The sequence below is a fragment of the Nocardiopsis sp. iso_40 genome (genome assembly GCF_056173285.1).
In genome coordinates this window covers 5069345-5088929 of sequence record NZ_CM149666.1, presented here as the reverse complement: position 1 = coordinate 5088929, position 19585 = coordinate 5069345, and the positions used below count along the sequence as shown (strand labels likewise).

Below are 19585 nucleotides of genomic sequence, written 5' to 3'. Positions count from 1 at the left end.
TGACCCTCTCGGAGCGGGCGCGCACGCGTCCGTGTGGACGGACCGGACGTCTGTCGCAAGCCAGGAAGAGATGAGCCATGAGCAGTAGTGACCACTCGGACCACGAGGAGACCCCCGCCCCCCGTCGCAGGGTGGCGAGCAACGTCGACGAGGAGCTGGAGGAGCTCGCCCGACGGGCCAAACACGGTGACGCCGTGGCCCTGGACGATCTGCTCAGGCGTATCCAGCCCGAGGTGCTGCGCCGTTGCGCGCGGTTCCTGCCCTACCGCCAGGACGCGGAGGAGGCGTGCCAGGACGCCCTCCTGCGCGTGGCCCGCAAGATCGACAGCTTCAAGGGCGACTCCCTGTTCACCACGTGGCTGTACACCGTGGTGTCCAACTCGGCCCGGCAGACCTACCGCTCCATGAAGCGCCGTTCCGCCGAGTTCCCCACCGAGGCCGAGCGGATGCCGCACCAGCGCGACCCGCGCACGACCAGCGTCATCGCCGGTTCGCGGATCGACCTGCTGGAGGCCCTCGACCAGCTGGAGAAGGACCGCCCCAACCTGGTGGCGCCGCTGGTGCTGCGGGACCTGTGCCAGATGGACTACAACGAGATCGCCTCGGAGCTCAACCTCGCGCTGGGGACCGTGAAGTCCCGTATCCACCAGGGCCGTAAGCACGTGCGGAAGTCGCTCGCCGTGACGTGACGTCCCCGGGCGAACTACTCTGGAGGCATCCCCGTCGGCACATCCGCCACAGGAGTGCGCCGTCTTCTGATCAAGCTCTGAGAGGTTCCGCCAATGGGGCTCCGTGACCCCCTGTACTGGCTGTACGAACGGCGGCTCGAACGCCGCCTGACCAGTCAGGAGATTCCCAGGCACGTCGGTGTGGCCATGGACGGCAACCGGCGCTGGGCCAAGAGCAGCGGCCTCCCGGGCGCCGAGCAAGGTCACCAGGCCGGCGCGAACAAGATCTTCGAGGTGCTCGGGTGGTGCAACGAGATCGGTGTGCAGGTCGTCACCCTGTGGATGCTCTCCACCGACAACCTCACCCGTGACGAGACCGAGCTCGGCCCGTTGGTGCGCATCATCGAGGAGACCATCGCCCGACTGCGCGAGGAGGGCTGGAACACCCGGCCCGTGGGGGCGCTCGACGTCCTGCCCGACTCGACCGCCCGTGCCCTGAAGGAGGCGGAGGAGGCCACATCCGGTAACCCGGGCCTGGTTGTCAACGTCGCCGTCGGGTATGGAGGTAGACGTGAGATCGCTGACGCGGTTCGGTCCCTCCTGCACGAGGAGGCGGCCAAGGGCACGGATATCCAGGAGTTGGCAGAGCGCCTGGACATCGAGGACATCGCTCGGCATCTCTACACGCGCGGACAACCCGACCCCGACCTGCTCATCCGGACCTCGGGCGAGCAGCGCCTCTCGGGTTTCATGCTGTGGCAGAGCGTGCACTCGGAGTTCTACTTCTGTGAGGTCTTCTGGCCCGCCTTCCGCAGGGTGGACTTCCTACGTGCACTGCGCTCCTACGGCGCGCGCAACCGGCGCTTCGGCTCCTGACCCCCGATCCGGTCCCCCCTCCCGCACCCGTTCCGCGGAGCGTGCCGTGTCTGTCGACGGCAGGTTCGTAACGCGGTGTTCACCGGGTGCTGGGTGCGGGCTCTGGCAAACGGGCTCCTGGGCGCGTAGCGTCGGAAACAGCGGGTGGTGTTCGTCCACCCGTTCGGGAGGCCCCGTCTCATTGAACTTCGGCGTCACAGCGGAACTTCAGCGAGGAGGGCCGGAGCCGGCCCTCGTGGGCCTGGTCCCGGTCCTCCATGATCCCGTGACAGCAGGGCACCCCCGTGGTGCCCAAGGGGAGAACGAGTGGCTAGTTCCTCGACCGATCGCCGTGACACCCAGCCCCCCAGCACCCCCCGAGCGGAGGTAGGAGAGGGCACGCGCGTCTACGTGCTCGACACCAGCGTCCTGCTCGCCGACCCGATGGCCATGGCCAGGTTCGCCGAGCACGAGGTCGTCATCCCCGTGGTGGTGATCACCGAGTTGGAGAGCAAGCGTCACCACCCGGAACTCGGTTACTTCGCGCGCAACGCGCTGCGCCGCCTGGACGACCTCAGGGTCTCCTACGGCCGTCTGGACGTCGCCGTTCCGGTGAACGAACAGGGCGGTACGTTGCGGGTGGAGCTCAACCACAGCGATCCGGCGATCCTTCCGGCGGGTTTCCGGCTCGGCGACAACGACACCCGGATCCTGACGGTGGCCCGCAACATCCAGGAGGAGCGCGCCGAGGAGGACTCCGTGGTCCTGGTGAGCAAGGATCTGCCGATGCGGATCAAGGCCTCCTCGATCGGCCTCCCCGCCGACGAGTACCGGGCCGAGCTCGCCATCGAGCACGGATGGACCGGGATGGCGGAACTGGACGTGCCCGCCCACAACATCGGCGAACTGTTCTCCGCCGGGGAGAGCGAGATCGAGGAGGCCCGGGACCTGCCCTGCCACACCGGTCTGGTGCTGGTCTCCGAACAGGGCAAGGCGCTGGGCCGGGTCCAGGCGGACAAGTCGGTGAAGGTGGTGCGCGGGGACCGGGACGTGTTCGGTCTGAAGGGGCGCAGCGCCGAACAGCGGGTCGCCCTGGACCTGCTCACCGACCCCGACGTCGGCATCGTCTCCCTGGGCGGCCGCGCGGGCACCGGGAAGTCGGCGCTGGCGCTGTGCGCCGGCCTGGAGGCCGTCCTGGAACGCGGCCAGCACCGCAAGGTGATGGTGTTCCGACCCCTGTACGCGGTGGGCGGCCAGGAACTCGGCTACCTGCCTGGCAACGAGAACGACAAGATGACGCCCTGGGGCCAGGCCGTGTACGACACCCTGTCCGCGGTGACCAGCGAGGACGTCATCGAGGAGATCATGGACCGCGGGATGCTGGAGGTCCTGCCGCTCACGCACATCCGGGGGCGTTCGCTGCACGACGCCTTCGTCATCGTCGACGAGGCCCAGTCCCTGGAACGCGGTGTGCTGTTGACCGTGCTGTCCCGGCTGGGTGAGAACTCGCGGGTGGTGCTCACCCACGACATCGCCCAGCGCGACAACCTGCGGGTGGGGCGCCACGACGGGGTCGTCGCGGTGATCGAGAAGCTCAAGGGCCACCCGCTGTTCTCCCACGTGACCCTGACCCGCTCCGAACGCTCACCCATCGCCGCACTCGTCACGGAGATGCTGGAGAACTAGGCACGGGGCGCTGAGCGCGAAGCGCTGGGCGCTGGTTGCCTGCCCTGACCCGTACACGTGCGCCCGCCCACACCCAGTGGGCGGGCGCACCGGGTGTGGGTGGGGGTTGGGGATCTCCCCGGGGTGCTGTTGGTTGAAGGGTGCGGGAGACCCGCCGTGGTGCGGGGGCTGCGTGGGTGGTGCCTTCAAACGGTCTACCGCATCTGCGACAGCAGTTTTCCGACCTGGCGCAGCCGGGCCAGGCTGGCTTCGTACCGGGCGCCGACGTACAGCAGCACCAGGCCGATGACCGCGAACGGAAGCCAGTTGGGCATCAGCCGGGTCAGTTCCCACAGGGGCGGCCCGAAGGCGCGCAGCGAGGTGGTGAGCAGGGTGAGGCCGCCGAGGAACAGGGCCGCCTGGCGGCGTTGGCGCAGCCCCCACAGGGTGACGGCCAGGCCGGTCGCGAGTACGGCCGGGAGCCGCCAGAGCGTGTCGTCGGAGATGAGTACCTGCCACACCGTGGGCCCGAGCAGGAGAGCCAGTCCGCCGCCGTGGGTCAGCCAGCTGGACGGGGCCGGGTCGGCCTTGCGCGACCATTCCCAACCGATGACCAGGAAGGCGATCGCGGGCGGCACAGTGTACGCCTCGGGGACGCCGACGTCCCAGGCGGCGAGCGCGGTCCACAGGGCGAGGAGCATCAGCAGACCGCCGACCACCGCGAGCCATCGGCGGCCCGGTCTGATCGCGCTGGCCAGGCTCACCACGCCGACCGAGGCCAGGGCCACCGCCACCAGTTCCGGGCGGGCCGGGGAGAGGACCGTGAGCAGTAGGGCCGCGGCGGCCCACAGCGCGGCGGGGATCTCGGCGGCGGCCACGAGCGGACCGCGTAGACGCGGGGCGACCGCGGCGACGGCGGCAGCCACCACGATGGGGCCGAAGGCCGCGTACTCGACCGGTGCGTCCAGGGCCAGCAGCAGGGTGAGGGAGAAGGCGGCCGTGGCGGCCGTGGCGGCCGAGGTGGAGGCCGTCGCCACGAACCGGGTCCGGGCCTGTGCGGCGCTGACCGACGTGATCACGGCGGCCGCCAGCAGAACCCCCACGGTGCTGTAGCGCTCCGAGAGCGCCCAGCTCAGTGCCAGCGCGAGTGTGCACAGCCCGGTCAGCCACGGCATCCAGGAAATCCGGTTCCCGCGGAGCAGCGCGGCCCCGGTCAGCAGCAGGGCACCGACCGCGAGGGTCCACACCAGGGCGGCGAGGAAGGGTGCGCCCAGCGCCACCGGCAACGGGATCAGGGTGAGCGGGGCGACCAGTGCCGCTGCCGGGAGCAGCAGTCTGCGGTCCAGGAGCAGGACCGTGCCCAGGGCGAGCGCTCCGGCGGCCAGGAGCCCGAGCGGGACGGTGAACATGCTCAGGGTGTCGGCGGGGGCGGGCAGTCCGACGAACACGTGCGCGGGCTCCAGGAGCGCGGAGAGCGGTGCTTCGTGGAGGGAGTGGGTTCGTGAGAAGGCGGCGAGGGCGGGGAGGCCGCGCGGTCCCGCGACCAGCGGCACGGCGGCCATCAGGAGTAGGGCCGCGATGCCGAGCGGGCCCGGGGTTCCCTCCCCGCGGGTGCGGCCGAGTACCAGTGCGGCCGCGCCGAGCAGGAGGGTGGCCGCGCCGAGCAGCCACCACGGGAGTTGGCCGGGGGCTCCGGCGGTGGCGGAGGCGACCAGCGCGGTGGACCCGAAGGCGAGGACCGCGCCCCACGCGATGGCCGTCAGCCCGTAGGTGAGCTGCGTCAGGAGACGTTCCTCGGCGAGGGAAGCGGGAGCGGCCCCGCCGGAGGGGGAGAGGCGTCGGCGTGCCAGTGCGGAGAGCACCACGACCGCCGCGGCCAGGAGCAGTGTGAGCAGCGTGGTGTGTTGTTGGGGCAGGGACCAGGCCAGGGCGAGCAGCATCGTGGCCAGGCCGGTGACCCCGGGCAGCCAGGCGTCGGGGCTGCGCAGCCTGGACGCCCACAGGAACGGTGCGGCGCCCACGAGTAGCGTCCACACGACCGCCGCGGCGAACGGCGCGCCCGCCAGTACCGGCAGCGGGACCAGGGTGAGCGGGCCGACCAGGGCGACGGCGGGGGCCAGCAGCCTGCGGTCCAGGAGCAGCACCGCACCCAGGGACAGGATTCCGGCGATCAGCAGCCCGGCGGCGGCCGCCAGGGCGGTCAGGGTGTCGGCCGGGACCGGGAGTCCGACGAAGGCGCGTGCGGGTTCCAGCATCGCGGAGGCCGGTGCCTCGAAGACGCCGCGGGCCCGGGTGAGCGCCGGCACCGTGGGGAGGCCGCGCGGTCCCGCGACCAGCGGCACGGCGGCCAGCAGGAGTAGGGCCGCGATGCCGAACGGGCTCGGGGTTCCCTCCCCGCGGGTGCGGCCGAGTACCAGTGCGGCCGCGCCGAGGAGGAGTGCGGTAGCGCCGAGCAGCCACGACGGGGACTGGCCGGGGGCTCCGGCGGTCGCGGAGGCGATCAGTGCGGTGGACCCGAAGGCGAGGACCGCGCCCCAGGCGACGATGGTCAGCCCGTACACGATGGCGGTTGTGGAGACCGCGTCGGAGCGCGCCGGGGCGGCGGAGGCGTTGCGGTGGGCCAGCGCGGAGAGTACGACCACCGCCGCGGCCAGGAGCAGTGCGAGCAGCGTGGTGTGTTGTTGGGGCAGGGACCAGGCCAGGGCGAGCAGCATCGTGGCCGGGCCGGTGACCCCGGGCAGCCAGGCGGCGCCCGGCCGGAGGCGGGAGGCCCACAGGAACGGTGCGGCGCCCACGAGCAGTGTCCACACGACCGCCGCGGCGAACGGTGCCCCCGCCAGTACCGGCAGCGGGACCAGTGTCGGCGGCACGGTCAGTGCAAGCGCTGCCGGGAGCCGGCGGCGGTCGATCAACGCCACCAGGCCGGTCACCAGCGCGCCCACCAGCAGGACGCCGAGGGCCGAACCCACCGCGGAGAGGACCCCGGGTTGCGCGGGAAGGCCGAGCACGGTGTTCACCGGTTCCCACATCGCCTCGGCCGGCTCCGACCAGGAGGCGCGCGGGGAGAACAGCGCCAGGGCGGGTGAGCGTTCGGGCAGTGCCAGGAGCGTTGCCCCGGGGAGCAGGGCCAGGCCCGCGAGGGTGAACAGCGGGCGCGGGTCGGCGGGCCGGTCCTGACCGGGGGAGGACACCGGGAGCGTGGACGGGGCCCGTACCCGGCTCAGGAGCAGCGCGGTCGTCCCGCACAGCAGCACGGCCCCGGTCAGCAGCCACCACTGGGCCTGGACGGTGCCGTCCGCACCCCGGTTCCCGAGCAGGTAGGCGGTACCGAGCAGCAGGGACAGCCCCCACAGCAGGACGCTTCCCATGTAGAGGGTCGCGGCGCGGCCGCCCGGTGCTGGGCTGCGCCCCGGTTCCGTGAACCGGCGTGCCCCGGCCGCGCAGACCAGCGCGGTGACGGCCAGCAACAGCAGGCAGGCCAGGGTCGTGTACCGCTCGGGCAGCGCCCAGACCAGGCCGGTCGCCAGGGTCAGCGTCCCGGTGACCACCTGGACCGAGCCCGTCCACCTGCGCAGTACCGCCGACCCCAGGACCAGGCAGCCGCCGACCACCAGAGCCCACACGGCCGCCACGGCCTGCGGCAGACCGAGGAGCAGGGTGAGGGCGAGGAGCGTGGTCGGTGCGGTCAGGGAGAGCGTGACGGACAGGGCGGAGCGGCGCAGCAGCCGGACCGTGCCGAGTGCGAGCCCCGTGGCGACCAGGATCCCGGCCAGGTACACGAGGTTCAGCGGCGGCAGTGTGCTCGCCCGGTCCAGCTGGAGGAGTTCCACGGCGGGGGCGGCCATCGCGGCCGGTTCGAGGCTCCACGGCAGGACCGGCAGACGGGGCAGCACCGGCAGGTGCGCGGGTCCGGCGACCAGCGGCACCAGTGCCAGGGCGCCCAGGCCGATGACGGCGTACACGGAGAGGGGGCGGGGTGTGACGTCCTGCCCCGGGCCGGTTCGTCCCGGGCCCCGCCAGCGGTCCAGCAGGAGACCGGTGGCCCCGGCCAATAGCAGGGTGGCGGCCAGTGACCACCAGCCCAGCGGATCGGAACCGGAGGAGGAGGTGCTGGCGAGCACGACCACACCGGTGACGGCCAGGGCCAGACCCCACAGGATGAGGGCCGACACGTGCAGGGTCCGGACCGGTACGCCCCGGCGGGGGAGGCCGAGCCGGCGGACGACCATCACGTCGACCAGCGCGGTGGTGGCGAGCAGGGCCAGCAGCCAGCCGGGATTCCCGTCGGTGGGCAGCGCGATGACCAGCAGCACCGGAACCGGCTGGGCGAACAGGGCGGCCAGGATCCGGGGTGAGCGGAGCGGCACCAGGGCCGGGTAGAGCACCAGGAGCGCACTGATCACGGTGAGGGCCGCACCGGTGTACCCGGGGCCGTTGGTGAGCCGGTCGCTCAGCAGCCACAGGGCGAGCGCGTCCACGCAGAGCAGCCCGGCGGCCACGGCGCCGAAGGTCTCAGCGGTGGCGTGCAGCCCGCGCCGGTGCAGCGGGCGGGCCAGGACGGCGAAGGCCAGGGTGGTCAGGCCCAGCACGGAGGCACGGGCGCCGGTGCCCATGTCGCTCCACGTCCAGATGGCGAAGACCAGGGCGGCGATGCCGACCAGGAGACCGCCGAGGGCGAGGATGACGTTCTGGGCCGAGCGTCGGCTGACCTCGGCCTCGGCGGCGTTCGCGGGCGCGGAGCGCCGTTCCGTTGCGGGGTGCGGCACGGGGGCCGGGGCCCGGGCCGGAGCGGGGGCGGGGTGCTCGGGGCCCTCGGGCCGGGAACGCGCCTCGGACTCCCGGCGCAGTTGGGCCAGCACGCCGGGGCGTTCCCGGGCCAGTACGCGCTCGCGCCCGCGCAGCGCCCGCAGTTCGGAGTCGATCCACCACAGGCGTTGTGCGGTCGGTCCGACCAGGGCCAGCCCGCAGCGCTGGCACCGGGGAGCGGAGTGGGTGAGCGCCGCCTGGCAGTCCGGACAGTGTCGCGGTGCTCCCGGCGGGGGATGTGGGAGTCCTCGGGCGTTCATGGTGCCCATGCTCCCCGCTGTCCGGACCCGGTGCATCGGTACGGATACTCAGGTACTCGCCACGCCCGGGCGCGGACCCGCTCCGGAGCGGGGGGCGAGCACTGCCGGGGCAGTGACCCTGCTCTCTCCCGAACACTTGGGGCGGGGGTGACAAAGACCTGTTCGGCATTGACGCTCTGTTTACCCTTCGTGTCGGAATGCAGGTCAGGGCTGTGCCATATGCCCACATTCCGTGATGTGAGCCAGGGCATAGTAAAACTGGCGTTACTTTACCGTGATGATGATGCAGGCTGAGTTCGCTGCACTGAGACCCCCTCCCGTGTGGCAGCCCCGCTCCGCGGCCGGTCGAACGGCACCTCCGTCCCCTCCGCGGCACCTTGACGGGCCACACGGTCCGACGGCGGCCACCCACACCACGCGAACACCCCCGGGCTGTTCCGCGTGCGCCAACGTGAAAGGGCGATCTTGCTACTCAACCGGATCTCACTGCGCCAGATGAGTGCTGTCGGAGCCGCCGCGCTGGTCGCGGGCGGCATGTTCACGGTCTCCGCCTTCGCGGAGACGGGCGAACTCGACCCCCGGCAGGCCGCCTCCGCCGCAACGCTCCCGGAGCCGACGGAGGCACCGTCGGCAGCGGAGGACGAGTTCTTCGCGAGCCCGCCCGCGGTCGACGACACCGAGCGCGAGAACCGGCGCGAGCAGAACCGGGACGGTGTGCTGGCCGCGGCCGAGGAGGCCGTGCAGTCCGCCAGCGGCAGCGGCTCGGAGATCGCCGAGCCCGAGCCCGAACCCGAGCCCGAGGAGGCCTTCGGTGAGACCGCCGGGGGTTCCTCCGGGGGCGGTTCCGGTTCCTCGGGCGGCGGTGCCCCCGTCCCCGCGGGCTCCGCCAAGGAGATCGCCCTCCAGATGGTCCTCGACGAGGGCTGGGGCTCCGACCAGTTCCACGGCTGCCTCGAGCCCCTGTGGGAGAAGGAGAGCAACTGGAACCACACGGCCCAGAACCCCAGTTCCGGTGCCTATGGCATTCCGCAGTCGCTTCCCGGCAGCAAGATGGCCTCCCACGGCTCCGACTGGCAGACCAACCCCGCCACCCAGATCGCCTGGGGCATCGACTACATCAAGGGCCGCTACGGGGACCCGTGCGGCGCCTGGTCCCACTCCCAGGCGAACAACTGGTATTAATAGTTTTTTCCCTGCCAATAACCCCCCTTTTGGGAAAGGCGACCGTGCTACTCAACCGAATGTCGCTGCGCAGTACCGCGGCGGTCGGTGCGGCCACCCTGGTCGCCGGCGCGACGTTCGCCGTCTCCGCCTTCGCGGACGACGGTGTGGAACCGGACATGGCGGCCAGTGCCGCCGTGCCGCAGTCCGAGGAACCCGCGACCGACACCGACGAGACCGAAGGCGATGAGTTCTTCGCCGCCTCGGAACCGCTGACCGAAGAGGAACTCCAGGACCTGCGCATGGACGCGCAGGCCCAGCGTGACGCTGCCAGTGGCGAAGGGGTGCGCAGCGCCCAGGCCACCGGGAGCGACATTGAGGAGGAAGAGGAGGAAGAGGAGGAGCCGGAGGAGACGCCCGAGTTCACGGGTGACGCCAAGGGCATCGCCCGTCAGATGGTGGCGGAACAGGGCTGGGGCTCCGACCAGTTCGACAGCTGCCTCGAGCCCCTGTGGGAGAAGGAGAGCAACTGGAACCACACGGCCCAGAACCCCAGTTCCGGTGCCTATGGCATTCCGCAGTCGCTTCCCGGCAGCAAGATGGCCTCCCACGGCTCCGACTGGCAGACCAACCCCGCCACCCAGATCGCCTGGGGCATCGACTACATCAAGGGCCGCTACGGCACCCCCTGCGAGGCCTGGGCCCACTCCCAGTCCGTCGGCTGGTACTAGGCGGCCGGCCCCTCCGGACCACGGGAGGCGGTCCCGGGACCGCCTCCCGTCTTGCCCGGACAGTTCACCGAACCCGGGAACACCGGGGGCCGAACCCGGGCGCGCCCGGATCAGCAGGTGTTGTCCTGGCTGTTCTGCCAGGTGACGTCGCGGACGCTCGTGTTCACACCGCAGGGGCTCTCGACGATCTGGGTGTCGATCAGGGTCAGGCCCTCGAAGGTGATGTCGGAGGTGTCGGCGAACTCCGAGCGGGCGGCGAGCCGGATGCCCCCCGGACCGGCGACGGTTCCGCCCCTGACGGTGACGTTGTGGCAGTTCTCGAACAGGACGGCGTTGTTGCCGGTTTCGGCGATGTCCACGTTCTCGATCACGGCGCCGCCGCTCTCGGATAGGCAGAAGATCCCGCGGCCGCCGCCGCGCGCCCGGACCTCGCCCACCCGGATGTTGGTGTCGTAACCGCCGTCCAGGCGGCCGGTGCGGTTGGCCATGCGCAGGGCCGCGTACCCGGTGCCGGTGCCGGCCCCCTCGGCGTCGACACCGCCGACGGTGGCGTTGACGGTGTCGTTGAGCATCAGCCCCGAAGAGCCGGTGTCCCGGGCGGTGACCGTGCCGATGGTGAGCCCGTCGACTCCGTAGGTCTCCACGCCGTGGTCGCTGGTGCCGGAGACGTGGACGTCGTCGATGGTGATGTCGCGCGCCTGGCGGACCGAGTCGTCGTCACGGCTGTCGACGCGTACGCCGAGGCCGCCGGACAGGCGTAGGTCGACCTGTCCGAGGTGTACGTCCTGCGAGGTCCGGACGTGGACCCCGAAGTTGGGCGCCCCGGTCAGGGACAGATGGGGGACGGAGACGTCCCGGGCGTCGCGGATCCGCACGGCGGCGCTGTCGTCGGTGGAGTCGCCGGTGACGTCGATGGTGCCGCAGACCTCCAGCGAGGTGTGGCTGGGCAGGTCGAGGGAGGCGTCGGCGGGCATCACGCCGGACCCGCGCACGGCCACGCTCTGCTGTTCCGTGCGCTGCGGGTCCAGGCTGTCGACCGCCGCGCGCATCGCCTGGAGCATGTCGCCGCCCTCGTACACGACGTCGCCGCCCTGGCGTGACGTCCAGGTGCCGCCGTCCAGGTCGGCTTCGGCGTCGAAGGTTCCCACCCCGCACTCGGAGGTGGTGGAGGCTGCGGGTCCGTCGCTGCTGCCGGAGGGCAGGGACAGCACGACCACGGTGGCCCCGACGGCCAGGACCGCCAGCGCGCTCGCGCCCAGCGCCATCACGGTCCTCCTGGAACCCCTGCGCCGGTCCGCGGCCTTGCGGCCACCGGACCTGCGCCTGCCACGCGCCGGGGTTCCGCGCCTGCGGCCCGGAGGGGAACCCCGCCTGTTTCCGTCACGGCAGCGCCGTAGTAGTTCCAGTGCCCCGTCGGCGGTGAGCCGCCGGTCGGGGTCGCGCTCCAGCAGGCCGGTGATCACCGGCTCCAGCCACCCGGCCCGTGCCATGGGAGGGAGCGGGGCGGAGACGACCGCGGCGATCGCGGCGGTGATGGAGTCGCGGCGGAAGGGGAAGACCCCTTCCACGGCGGCGTAGAGCGTCACGCCGATGCTCCACAGGTCGCCCCGGTGCTCGGCCGGGCCGCCCTCCAGCCGCTCGGGCGGCATGTACTCGGGTGAGCCGACCAGTGCCCCGGTGCGGGTGATGCTCGGTCCGCCCTCCATGGTGGCGATACCGAAGTCGGTGAGGAGGACCCGCCCGTCGGCGGACATCATGATGTTGCCCGGCTTGATGTCGCGGTGCAGGACTCCGGCCGTGTCGGCGGCGCGCACCGCCTGGAGCAGGGACTCGGCGATGTCGGCGACCCTGGCCGGGGGCAGGGCCCCCGTCTCGGCGAGCAGGTCCTGGAGGGAGTCGCCGTCGACGAGTTCCATGACCACCCAGGGGTCGTGCTCGAACTCGAACACGTCGTGGATGGTGATGACCGTGGGGTGGTTGATCCGTGCGGCCGACTGTGCCTCGCGGTGGACGCGGGCGTGGGCGTCCGCGCGTTCGGCGGCGGTGAAGTGGCCGGGCAGGAGGACCTGTTTGATCGCCACGACCCGGTCCAGGGCGGTGTCGTGGGCTTCCCAGACGATGCCCATGCCGCCGCGGCCGAGTTCCCGGCGCAGGACGTAGCGGTTCGCGATGGCGGGGTGGTTGTTGCTCGGCATCTGTCGCCCTCTCGGAGCGGGCTCTGTGCGGGGGAGGCTCCTGCCGTGTGGGGCACGGAACGGGAGCGGGGGCGGGATCGCGCGCGACGGGGCACCCCGCGTCCGCGAGGTGCCCCGTCGCCGGTGACTACTACTGGGAGTTGGTCATCTTGAGGACGTCGAGAGCGGCGTCGAGCTGCTCCTCGGTGAGCTTGCCGTCCTCGATGTAGCCGCGCTCCAGCACGACCTCTCGGATGGTCTTCTTCTCGGCCAGCGACTGCTTGGCGACCTTGGCGGCCTCCTCGTAGCCGATGTACCGGTTGAGCGGCGTGACGATCGAGGGGGAGGACTCCGCGTAGGTGCGGCACTGCTCCTCGTTGGCCCTGATCCCGGCCACGCAGCGGTCGGCGAAGACCGTGGAGACGTTGGCCAGCAGGCGGATCGACTCGAGCACGTTGCGCGCGATCATCGGCAGCTGGACGTTGAGCTCGAAGCTGCCGGAGGCGCCGCCGAAGGCCACCGCGGCGTCGTTGCCGACGACCTGAGAGGAGACCTGGAGCATGGCCTCGCACAGGACCGGGTTGACCTTGCCCGGCATGATCGACGAACCGGGCTGGAGGTCGGGCAGGAAGATCTCGGACAGGCCGGTGGTCGGGCCCGAACCCATCCAACGGATGTCGTTGGCGATCTTGCAGTAGCCGACCGCGATGGTCCGCAGCTGCCCGGAGAGCTCGACCAGACCGTCGCGGGCGCCCTGCGCCTCGAAGTGGTCGCGGGCCTCACTCAGCGGCAGGCCGGTGTTGGCGGCGATCTCGGCGATGACCCGGGCGGAGAAGCCCTCGGGGGTGTTGATGCCGGTGCCGACGGCGGTGCCGCCCAGGGGGAGCTCGGCCACGCGCGGGAGGACGGCCTCCAGGCGCTCGACCCCGTAGCGCACCTGCGCGGCGAACCCGGCGAACTCCTGGCCCAGGGTGACCGGAGTGGCGTCCATCAGGTGGGTGCGGCCGCTCTTGACGACCGAGGCGAACTCGACGGACTTGCGGGTGAGCTCGCCCTCCAGGTGGCGCAGCGCCGGGATCAGCTCGTTCTGCACGGCCGAGGTGGCGGCGATGTGGATGGAGGACGGGAACACGTCGTTGGACGACTGCGAGGCGTTCACGTGGTCGTTCGGGTGAACGTCGAGGCCGGTGCGCTCCTTGGCGACGGTCGCCACGACCTCGTTGGTGTTCATGTTGCTGGAGGTGCCCGAACCGGTCTGGAAGACGTCGATCGGGAACTCGTCGTTCCACTTGCCGTCGGCGACCTCGAGGGCAGCCTCACGGATGGCCTTGCCGAGGTCGTCCCCGATCACACCGAGCTCGGCGTTGACCTTGGCGGCCGCGGCCTTGATCTGGCCGAGCGCCGCGATGTGGGCGTTCTCCAGACCCTGGCCCGAGATCGGGAAGTTCTCGACGGCACGCTGGGTCTGGGCCCGCCACTTGGCCTCGGCCGGGACCCTGACCTCACCCATCGAGTCGTGCTCGATACGGAACTCACTCATTGCAACCCGTCTTTCCTGGGAAAACCTGTGACCTAAAGCCTGCCAGACGCGGCAGAGCACAGCGCACCTCACCCGCACTTCCCGGTGTTGCACGTGTCATGTTGACATCGGTCCAGGTCACAGGCGGCACAGGGGAGGTCATCGGTCGATCTGCGGGCGGGCGCGCCGTCGGCCCGGGAAGAGGCGGCGCCTGGGGGCGCGTACGCGCACGGTGCCGAACAGGCAGAACCCGTCGATCTCCAGGACCGGCGGGTCGGACATGGTGCTGCGACGGGCGTTGGTGCTGCGTCTGCCCAGGAAGGACCAGCCCCTGATACGCACCTCCACCCCCTCGGGGACGTCGATGACGACGCGGCCGAAGAACGTGCTGACCGTCATCCGGTGGTGGTTGCGTGTGAGCAGGGCCTGGCGCATGTCGATCTCGGTGCGCCCGACGACCGCTCCGGCCTGCTCGTCGGGGAGCGCGACCCACCGCCCCCTGCGGGTGAGCGTGCTGAACCAGCTGACCATCGGCTCGCTGTCGACCCGGACGGGTTGCTCCTGCGGGGGCAGGAGGTCGGCGGTGATCGCCGGGAGCTCACCGAGGGTCCTGGCCTCCTGCGCCCGGTTCAGGCGCTCCTCGAACTCCTCCATGTCGAGGCGGCCGTCGGTGACGGCGGCGCGGAGTACCTCGCTGACGCGTTCACGGTCACTGTTCGAGGCCCTCATCCGGGCGGGGGAGACATCCTCACTCACGCCCGTAAGCCTAGAGGAGGAGCAGTCCCGGGGGCGGGGCCGCGGGCCCGGGACTGACCCGGTCCCGCGGCCGTTCCCGGTCACAGGTGGACCAGTGCCCGCCTGGCCGCGGCGGAGGCCGAAAGCGGACGCACCGCGATCCGCACCAGGGCACGGGCGTTGTCGTCGCCCGCGATCCGGTTGGCGCTGAGTTCGCCGCACGACAGGCAGCGGTGGATGACCAGCCACTCGCCGTCCGGCCGTGCGCTGACACCCGCCGCCACCATCCGGCCGCGGCAGTCGGCGGCCCGGTCGCCGGGGACCCGCGCGTCCACGTGCAGGCTGGTGAGGCAGTGCGGACAGTGGTTGCGGTGCGCGGTGCCCACCGCCCGCACGGGAACGTCGAGCCGGCATCCGGTGCAGCGGAAGGACTCCGCGGTCGGCTCGGACCGGCGGCCCCGTTCGCCGCGGGCCCGCAGGACGGCCTTGGGGCGCTGCCGTCTGCGCCGGGTCCGCCGGTCGTTGTTGCGCCGTCCCACGCTCACACCTCCCCGAGCAGTTCCAGCGGGAAGGGCGGTTCGGCGAGCGGCCGCACGGCGATCCGCATGAGGACGAGCGGGTTGTCGTCGGCGGCTACGGCGCTCTCGGACAACTCGTCACAGCGGACGCAGCGGTGCACGAGTCTCCACCGGTGGTCGCGCGGGACGACCACGGAGATGGGCGTCATGCGCCCCTCGCAGTCGGAGGCGCCGCCCCCGACCTGGTCGTGGACGTGCCGGGAACTCAGGCAGCTCGGGCAGTGGCCGCGCTGCGGGCCGTCGGGACCCGTGGCGGGCACGGACAGGCCGCAGAGCACACAGCGGAAGGCGGTGGGGCGGGTGTTCTCGGTGGTGTCGGGGTCGGTGAAGGACAACCCGGGGACTCCTTGCTGGAGAGGGTAAGAGGTCAACAGCAGGAGCGCCGAGCGGTTCTCGACGTGGGCGGGGTCCGCTCAGGCGGCCGAAGGGTTTCGGGGCAGGCGGAGGCCCGCGCGGTTGTGAGGCGCGCTCGGCGCAGTCCGGGGCATACTCACCCATCCCTTTTCGGGGGCGTCTCCGCCCCGATCACGTGTCCGGATCCGACCCCTCGACGTTAGGTACGGGGCGGGCGCGGGCGCAACGGGTTTTCTCCGCCTGTGGACAGACCTGGCCAGAGCGGTGCTCCCGTGGACAGACCTGGCCAGAGCGGTGCTCCCGGGTCCGCGCCGCCGCGAAAACCGTTGGAAAAACGTCCGTCCCGCTGCCTAACGTGTTCCCATGACCACACCAGAGCCCGGACGGGCCGTCCCCGGGAGCGCCGCCATGACCTCCCGGGCCCCCTCCGCCGTGCCGGCCCTGCGCCTGAGCGGCGTCGTCAAGCGTTTCGGCTCGCTCACCGCCGTTGACGGCCTCGACCTGGAGGTGCCCCAGGGCATCGTCCTCGGCCTGCTCGGGCCCAACGGTGCGGGCAAGTCCACCACCATGAAGATGCTCACCGCCCAGTCCATCGCCGACGAGGGCACCATCAGCATCCTCGGCCACGAGGTCCCCGCCGAGTCCAAGTGGGCCCGGGCCCGCATGGGCGTCGTCCCCCAGCACGACAACCTCGACGAGGAACTCACGGTCGAACAGAACCTCCGGATGTTCTCGTTCCTCTACCGGGTCCCCCGCTCCCGGCGCCGCGAGGCCATCGCCCGCACCCTGCGCCTGGCCCAGCTCAGCGACCGCGGGGACACCCCCGTCGACAACCTCTCCGGCGGTATGCGCCGCCGCCTGCTCATCGTCCGCGCCCTCCTGCACCGGCCCGAGCTGGTCCTCATGGACGAACCCACCGTCGGGCTGGACCCGCAGGTGCGCCAGGAGCTGTGGGGGGTCATCTCCGCCCTGCGCGACGAGGGTGCCACCGTCCTCATGTCCACCCACTACATCGAGGAGGCCGAACGCCTCTCCGACGAGGTCGCCCTCATGGCCCGCGGCCGCGTCATCGAGCGGGGCGCCCCCGCGGACCTCGTCGCCAAGTACGCGGGCTCCACCGTCGAGGAGTACACCCCCGACGGCGAAGGGATGGCCGAAATGGAAAGCCTGGTCAACGGGCACGGTTTCACCACACGCCGTACCGGGACCACCCTGTCCGTGCTGCGGGCCGAGGAGATCCCGGAGTCGGTCCGGGAGCGGTTGGGCGCCCCCGAGCGCCGGGCCAGCAACCTTGAGGACGTGTTCGTCACCCTGACCGGGGAGTCCGTGGAATGAGCCTGTCACAACGCCGCGACGACGCCCGACCGGAACGGCACGCCCGGCCGGGGCGCTTCGAGGCCGACGCCGTCATGGGCGTGGTCGCCCGGGAATGGATCCTGTACGGGCAGTCCTGGCGGGCCACGACCTTCGCCGCCGTCGTCGAGCCCACCCTCTACCTGCTCTGCTTCGGCTTCGGCATGGGCGCCCTCATCGGGACCCTCGCCGGATACAGCTACATCGACTTCCTCGGCACCGGCATCGTCGCGGTGTCGGTCATGTTCCAGTCGATGATGCCGGCCGTCATCAACACCTTCATCAAACGCCGCTTCCTGCACACCTACGAGGGCATCCTGGCCGCCCCCGTCGACGTGCGCGAACTCGTCACCGGGGAGGCGCTCTGGCTGGCCCTGAGGTCGGGGGTCTACGGCTGTGTACCGCTGCTGGTCGCGATCGGCTTCGGGCTCCGGCCCGGCCCCGGGATGCTGCTGGTCCCGTTCATCGCCTTCCTCGCCGGGTTCGCCTTCGCGCTCTTCGGCATCTGGATCTCGGCGGTGATCTCCTCGGTGCGCTCCATGGACTACGTGTTCAGCGGCCTGTTCACCCCGCTGTTCCTCGTCGCGGGCACGTTCTTCCCGCTCACCGAACTGCCCGGCTGGGTCCAGACCGCCGCCATGGTCAACCCGCTCTACCACGCCGTCGAGCTGATCCGCGGCTCCGTCTTCGGCGGGCTGGACGTCCTCGCGGTGCTGGTCCACGTCGGCGTCCTGCTGGTCTTCGTCGCGCTGATGTGGAACCTCGCCTCCTTCCAGATGCGGCGCCGGGTCGTGAACTAGGGCGTCGGCCCGGGACCCGGGCGGCGGGGCGGGCGCCCGCCCCGCCGCCCGACGCGATCGGCCGCACAGCGTTCCCGGCCGAGCGAAACGCGACGGCGCGGGAGGGTCCGCCCCTCCCGCGCCGTCGACACGCCTGTCCGGCCAGTCGGCTACCGGTCGCCGCTGGGCGCCCAGCGCAGCTCGACCACGGCGCGCTCGCCGCCGTCGACGACGCTCAGCCCCATGCCGACCGCGCCCCACTGGTCCGGGGCCTCCACCTCGTCCTGGCCCAGGACCTGGCGCAGGTCGAAGTATCCGGCCATCACCGCGTCGTCCAGATCCTGCATGGTCTGCTGGAAGACCTCGTCCTCGCCCAGCCGGGCCGAGGAACCGCCGTCCCCGTAGGTGACCACCACGGTGTCGCCGTCCGTGCCCACGTCGGGGACGGGGGAGGAGGAGTAGGGGTCGTTGGCGATCTCGTCGACGAGCCCCTCGACCGCGCTCTGGTCGCCGTCGACCGCGCGGTACTCGAAGGACGGCTCGGTGAACCCGTCCGGGTCGAAGTCGCCCAGGCCCAGGGCCGTGGAGGTGCCAAGCAGGGAGGTGAACCCGTCCGGCAGCGGGGCGCCGACGGAGTTGAAGAACGACTCCGCCTCCGAGATCTCGCTCTGCCCGACGAACGGGAGCCCGTCCTCCCACGCGGTGCTCAGGGCCTCGTCCAGGCCGCTGCCGCCGAAGGCCATCACGGAGTCCTCCGACAGGCCGCCCATGGCGTCCACGCTCGCGCCGGGGGCGTCGGCGAGCCAGGCCAGGTTCTCGTTCTCGACCTCGAAGCCGAACACGTCCATCCTGGCCTCGAGGTAGTCGCCGTCGACCCGCATGGAGGCGGTCGCCCGGCCCTCCATGCTCTGGGCCCCGGTGCCGAATTCGGCGGCGAACTCCTCGTCGAGCCCGGTCGCCTCGCTGAGCGCGCCGAAGTCCACCCAGCCCAGGGCGATGCTGCCGTTGGGCACGCCCTGGAGGTCACCGCTGTAGGTGTCGTTGCCCTCCAGGTCGCCGTGGGCCGACATCTGGTCCCGGTACTCGTTGAGCCCGGCCTCGCTGTCGGTGAAGACCATGAAGTCGTCGGCCAGCTCGTAGTACAGGTCCTCGGAGTCGCTGATCTCGCTGAACTGCGCCTCTGCCGCCTCGGGGTCCTCGACGGCCAACGCCACCATGGCGGCCATGCCGTCCGAGGCCTCGGCCTCGGGGTCCGAGGCCGGCCAGACGGAGACCCCGCCCTTCTGCCCGACCCACTCCTCGACCTCGGCCTGCTCCACGTCGAAGGTGTCCGCGAACATCTCGGCGAAGACGCCCGAGGTGTCCTCCTCGACCTCACCGGTCTCCTCGGTGACCTCGTCGGGGAGTTTCGAGGAGAACTGGAGCAGATCCATGACCTGGGACCCGTCGATGTCCAGGTCCATCTTGGCGAAGGCGACGGAGTTGCCGGGCAGGACCGACTCGGGTTGCGGGCCGCCGAAGTCGACCAGGGACGCCGCTGCCCACAGGGTGCCGCCCATGACCACGAGGGCGGCCGTGGCGGCCGCGGGGATCAGCCACTTACGGCCCCCTCCGCCACCGGACGGCGGCACCTGGCCGCCGGAGTACTGGCCGCCGTAGGGCGGCTGCCCGGGGCCGCCGGGGCCTCCGGGGCCCATGGGTCCGGCCGGTCCTCCGGGGCCCATGGGGGCACCCGGGTTGTTGGGGTGGGGGCCGCCGGGGCCCGGGTACTGCGCTCCGGGCCCCGGCGGCGGGGCGAAGTGCGGCTGCCCGGGTCCCTGCTGCGGCGGGAACCCCTGACCGGGCTGCCCAGGCTGCTGCGGCGGCTGCCACTGGGGCTGCTGCTGGGGATCTGGATAGGACATCGGACCTCCGACGAGGGTGTTCACGGGACAGGCGCGGCCGCGG

At 71.7% G+C, this 19585-nt stretch carries 14 protein-coding genes; 7 read left to right on the top strand and 7 right to left on the bottom strand.

Going from position 1 to position 19585, the window contains the following annotated elements:
- The first annotated feature begins 77 nt into the window (after nt 1-77).
- The 3 genes from AC0VYD_RS22030 to AC0VYD_RS22020 all read left to right on the top strand — a co-directional run bounded on the left by AC0VYD_RS22030 (nt 78) and on the right by AC0VYD_RS22020 (nt 3209).
- On the top strand, nt 78-689 hold the full coding sequence (locus AC0VYD_RS22030; RefSeq protein WP_473038143.1) for a sigma-70 family RNA polymerase sigma factor: 612 nt from the start codon (nt 78-80) through the stop codon (nt 687-689).
- Between the two features lie 93 nt (nt 690-782).
- The gene (locus AC0VYD_RS22025) at nt 783-1544 is read left to right on the top strand and encodes an isoprenyl transferase (protein WP_473038144.1); all 762 of its coding nucleotides are present in this window, start codon (nt 783-785) and stop codon (nt 1542-1544) included.
- A gap of 306 nt (nt 1545-1850) precedes the next feature.
- Complete coding sequence (locus tag AC0VYD_RS22020; protein WP_475477304.1) at nt 1851-3209, top strand: PhoH family protein; 1359 nt, start codon at nt 1851-1853, stop codon at nt 3207-3209.
- A 194-nt stretch (nt 3210-3403) separates the two neighbouring features.
- Here the strand turns inward: AC0VYD_RS22020 and AC0VYD_RS22015 are convergent, their stop codons facing one another.
- On the bottom strand, nt 3404-8263 hold the full coding sequence (locus AC0VYD_RS22015; RefSeq protein WP_475477303.1) for an SCO7613 C-terminal domain-containing membrane protein: 4860 nt from the start codon (nt 8261-8263) through the stop codon (nt 3404-3406).
- A 456-nt stretch (nt 8264-8719) separates the two neighbouring features.
- On the opposite strand from AC0VYD_RS22015, the gene AC0VYD_RS22010 reads away from it, so the two are divergent.
- Together AC0VYD_RS22010 and AC0VYD_RS22005 are read left to right on the top strand one after the other, a co-directional pair.
- Nucleotides 8720-9436 (top strand): aggregation-promoting factor C-terminal-like domain-containing protein, encoded by a 717-nt coding sequence (locus AC0VYD_RS22010; RefSeq protein WP_475480339.1) that lies wholly within the window; start codon nt 8720-8722, stop codon nt 9434-9436.
- Between the two features lie 44 nt (nt 9437-9480).
- The gene (locus AC0VYD_RS22005) at nt 9481-10146 is read left to right on the top strand and encodes an aggregation-promoting factor C-terminal-like domain-containing protein (protein ID WP_475477302.1); all 666 of its coding nucleotides are present in this window, start codon (nt 9481-9483) and stop codon (nt 10144-10146) included.
- A gap of 110 nt (nt 10147-10256) precedes the next feature.
- Here AC0VYD_RS22005 and AC0VYD_RS22000 read toward each other — a convergent pair whose 3' ends face one another.
- From AC0VYD_RS22000 to AC0VYD_RS21980, 5 genes are all read right to left on the bottom strand, one after another.
- The gene (locus tag AC0VYD_RS22000; protein WP_475477301.1) at nt 10257-12341 is read right to left on the bottom strand and encodes a protein kinase domain-containing protein; all 2085 of its coding nucleotides are present in this window, start codon (nt 12339-12341) and stop codon (nt 10257-10259) included.
- A gap of 130 nt (nt 12342-12471) precedes the next feature.
- Nucleotides 12472-13860 (bottom strand): class II fumarate hydratase, encoded by a 1389-nt coding sequence (locus AC0VYD_RS21995; protein ID WP_475477300.1) that lies wholly within the window; start codon nt 13858-13860, stop codon nt 12472-12474.
- Between the two features lie 138 nt (nt 13861-13998).
- Nucleotides 13999-14568, bottom strand: coding sequence for a DUF1707 SHOCT-like domain-containing protein (locus tag AC0VYD_RS21990; protein WP_475480338.1), 570 nt, complete (start codon nt 14566-14568; stop codon nt 13999-14001).
- Between the two features lie 107 nt (nt 14569-14675).
- Nucleotides 14676-15119: an RNHCP domain-containing protein gene (locus AC0VYD_RS21985; protein ID WP_475477299.1), complete on the bottom strand. Its 444-nt coding sequence runs from the start codon at nt 15117-15119 to the stop codon at nt 14676-14678.
- Nucleotides 15116-15487 carry an RNHCP domain-containing protein gene (locus AC0VYD_RS21980; protein WP_475477298.1) on the bottom strand — a complete coding sequence of 124 codons (372 nt, stop codon included), beginning with the start codon at nt 15485-15487 and terminating at the stop codon, nt 15116-15118. The genes AC0VYD_RS21985 and AC0VYD_RS21980 overlap by 4 nt, the downstream gene beginning before the upstream one ends.
- Before the next feature lie 427 nt (nt 15488-15914).
- On the opposite strand from AC0VYD_RS21980, the gene AC0VYD_RS21975 reads away from it, so the two are divergent.
- Both AC0VYD_RS21975 and AC0VYD_RS21970 read left to right on the top strand, forming a co-directional pair.
- Nucleotides 15915-16841, top strand: a complete 927-nt coding sequence (locus AC0VYD_RS21975; protein WP_475480337.1) for an ABC transporter ATP-binding protein — start codon at nt 15915-15917, stop codon at nt 16839-16841.
- A complete protein-coding gene (locus AC0VYD_RS21970; RefSeq protein WP_473038153.1) occupies nt 16838-17659 on the top strand; it encodes an ABC transporter permease in 822 nt (273 codons plus the stop codon). Before AC0VYD_RS21975 ends, AC0VYD_RS21970 begins: the two co-directional genes overlap by 4 nt.
- A gap of 149 nt (nt 17660-17808) precedes the next feature.
- Here AC0VYD_RS21970 and AC0VYD_RS21965 read toward each other — a convergent pair whose 3' ends face one another.
- Entirely contained in the window at nt 17809-19542 is a 1734-nt protein-coding gene (locus tag AC0VYD_RS21965; RefSeq protein WP_475477297.1) for a hypothetical protein, read from the bottom strand.
- Nucleotides 19543-19585 lie beyond the last annotated feature (43 nt).

Bases quoted from the DNA above. Each gene is read 5' to 3' on its own strand.
- AC0VYD_RS21995 (WP_475477300.1), bottom strand. From the start codon at position 13,860: ATGAGTGAGTTCCGTATCGAGCACGACTCGATGGGTGAGGTCAGGGTC.
- AC0VYD_RS21975 (WP_475480337.1), top strand. From the start codon at position 15,915: ATGACCTCCCGGGCCCCCTCCGCCGTGCCGGCCCTGCGCCTGAGCGGC.
- AC0VYD_RS22025 (WP_473038144.1), top strand. From the start codon at position 783: ATGGGGCTCCGTGACCCCCTGTACTGGCTGTACGAACGGCGGCTCGAA.
- AC0VYD_RS21970 (WP_473038153.1), top strand. From the start codon at position 16,838: ATGAGCCTGTCACAACGCCGCGACGACGCCCGACCGGAACGGCACGCC.
- AC0VYD_RS21965 (WP_475477297.1), bottom strand. From the start codon at position 19,542: ATGTCCTATCCAGATCCCCAGCAGCAGCCCCAGTGGCAGCCGCCGCAG.
- AC0VYD_RS22015 (WP_475477303.1), bottom strand. From the start codon at position 8,263: ATGGGCACCATGAACGCCCGAGGACTCCCACATCCCCCGCCGGGAGCA.
- AC0VYD_RS22030 (WP_473038143.1), top strand. From the start codon at position 78: ATGAGCAGTAGTGACCACTCGGACCACGAGGAGACCCCCGCCCCCCGT.
- AC0VYD_RS21990 (WP_475480338.1), bottom strand. From the start codon at position 14,568: ATGAGGGCCTCGAACAGTGACCGTGAACGCGTCAGCGAGGTACTCCGC.
- AC0VYD_RS22000 (WP_475477301.1), bottom strand. From the start codon at position 12,341: ATGCCGAGCAACAACCACCCCGCCATCGCGAACCGCTACGTCCTGCGC.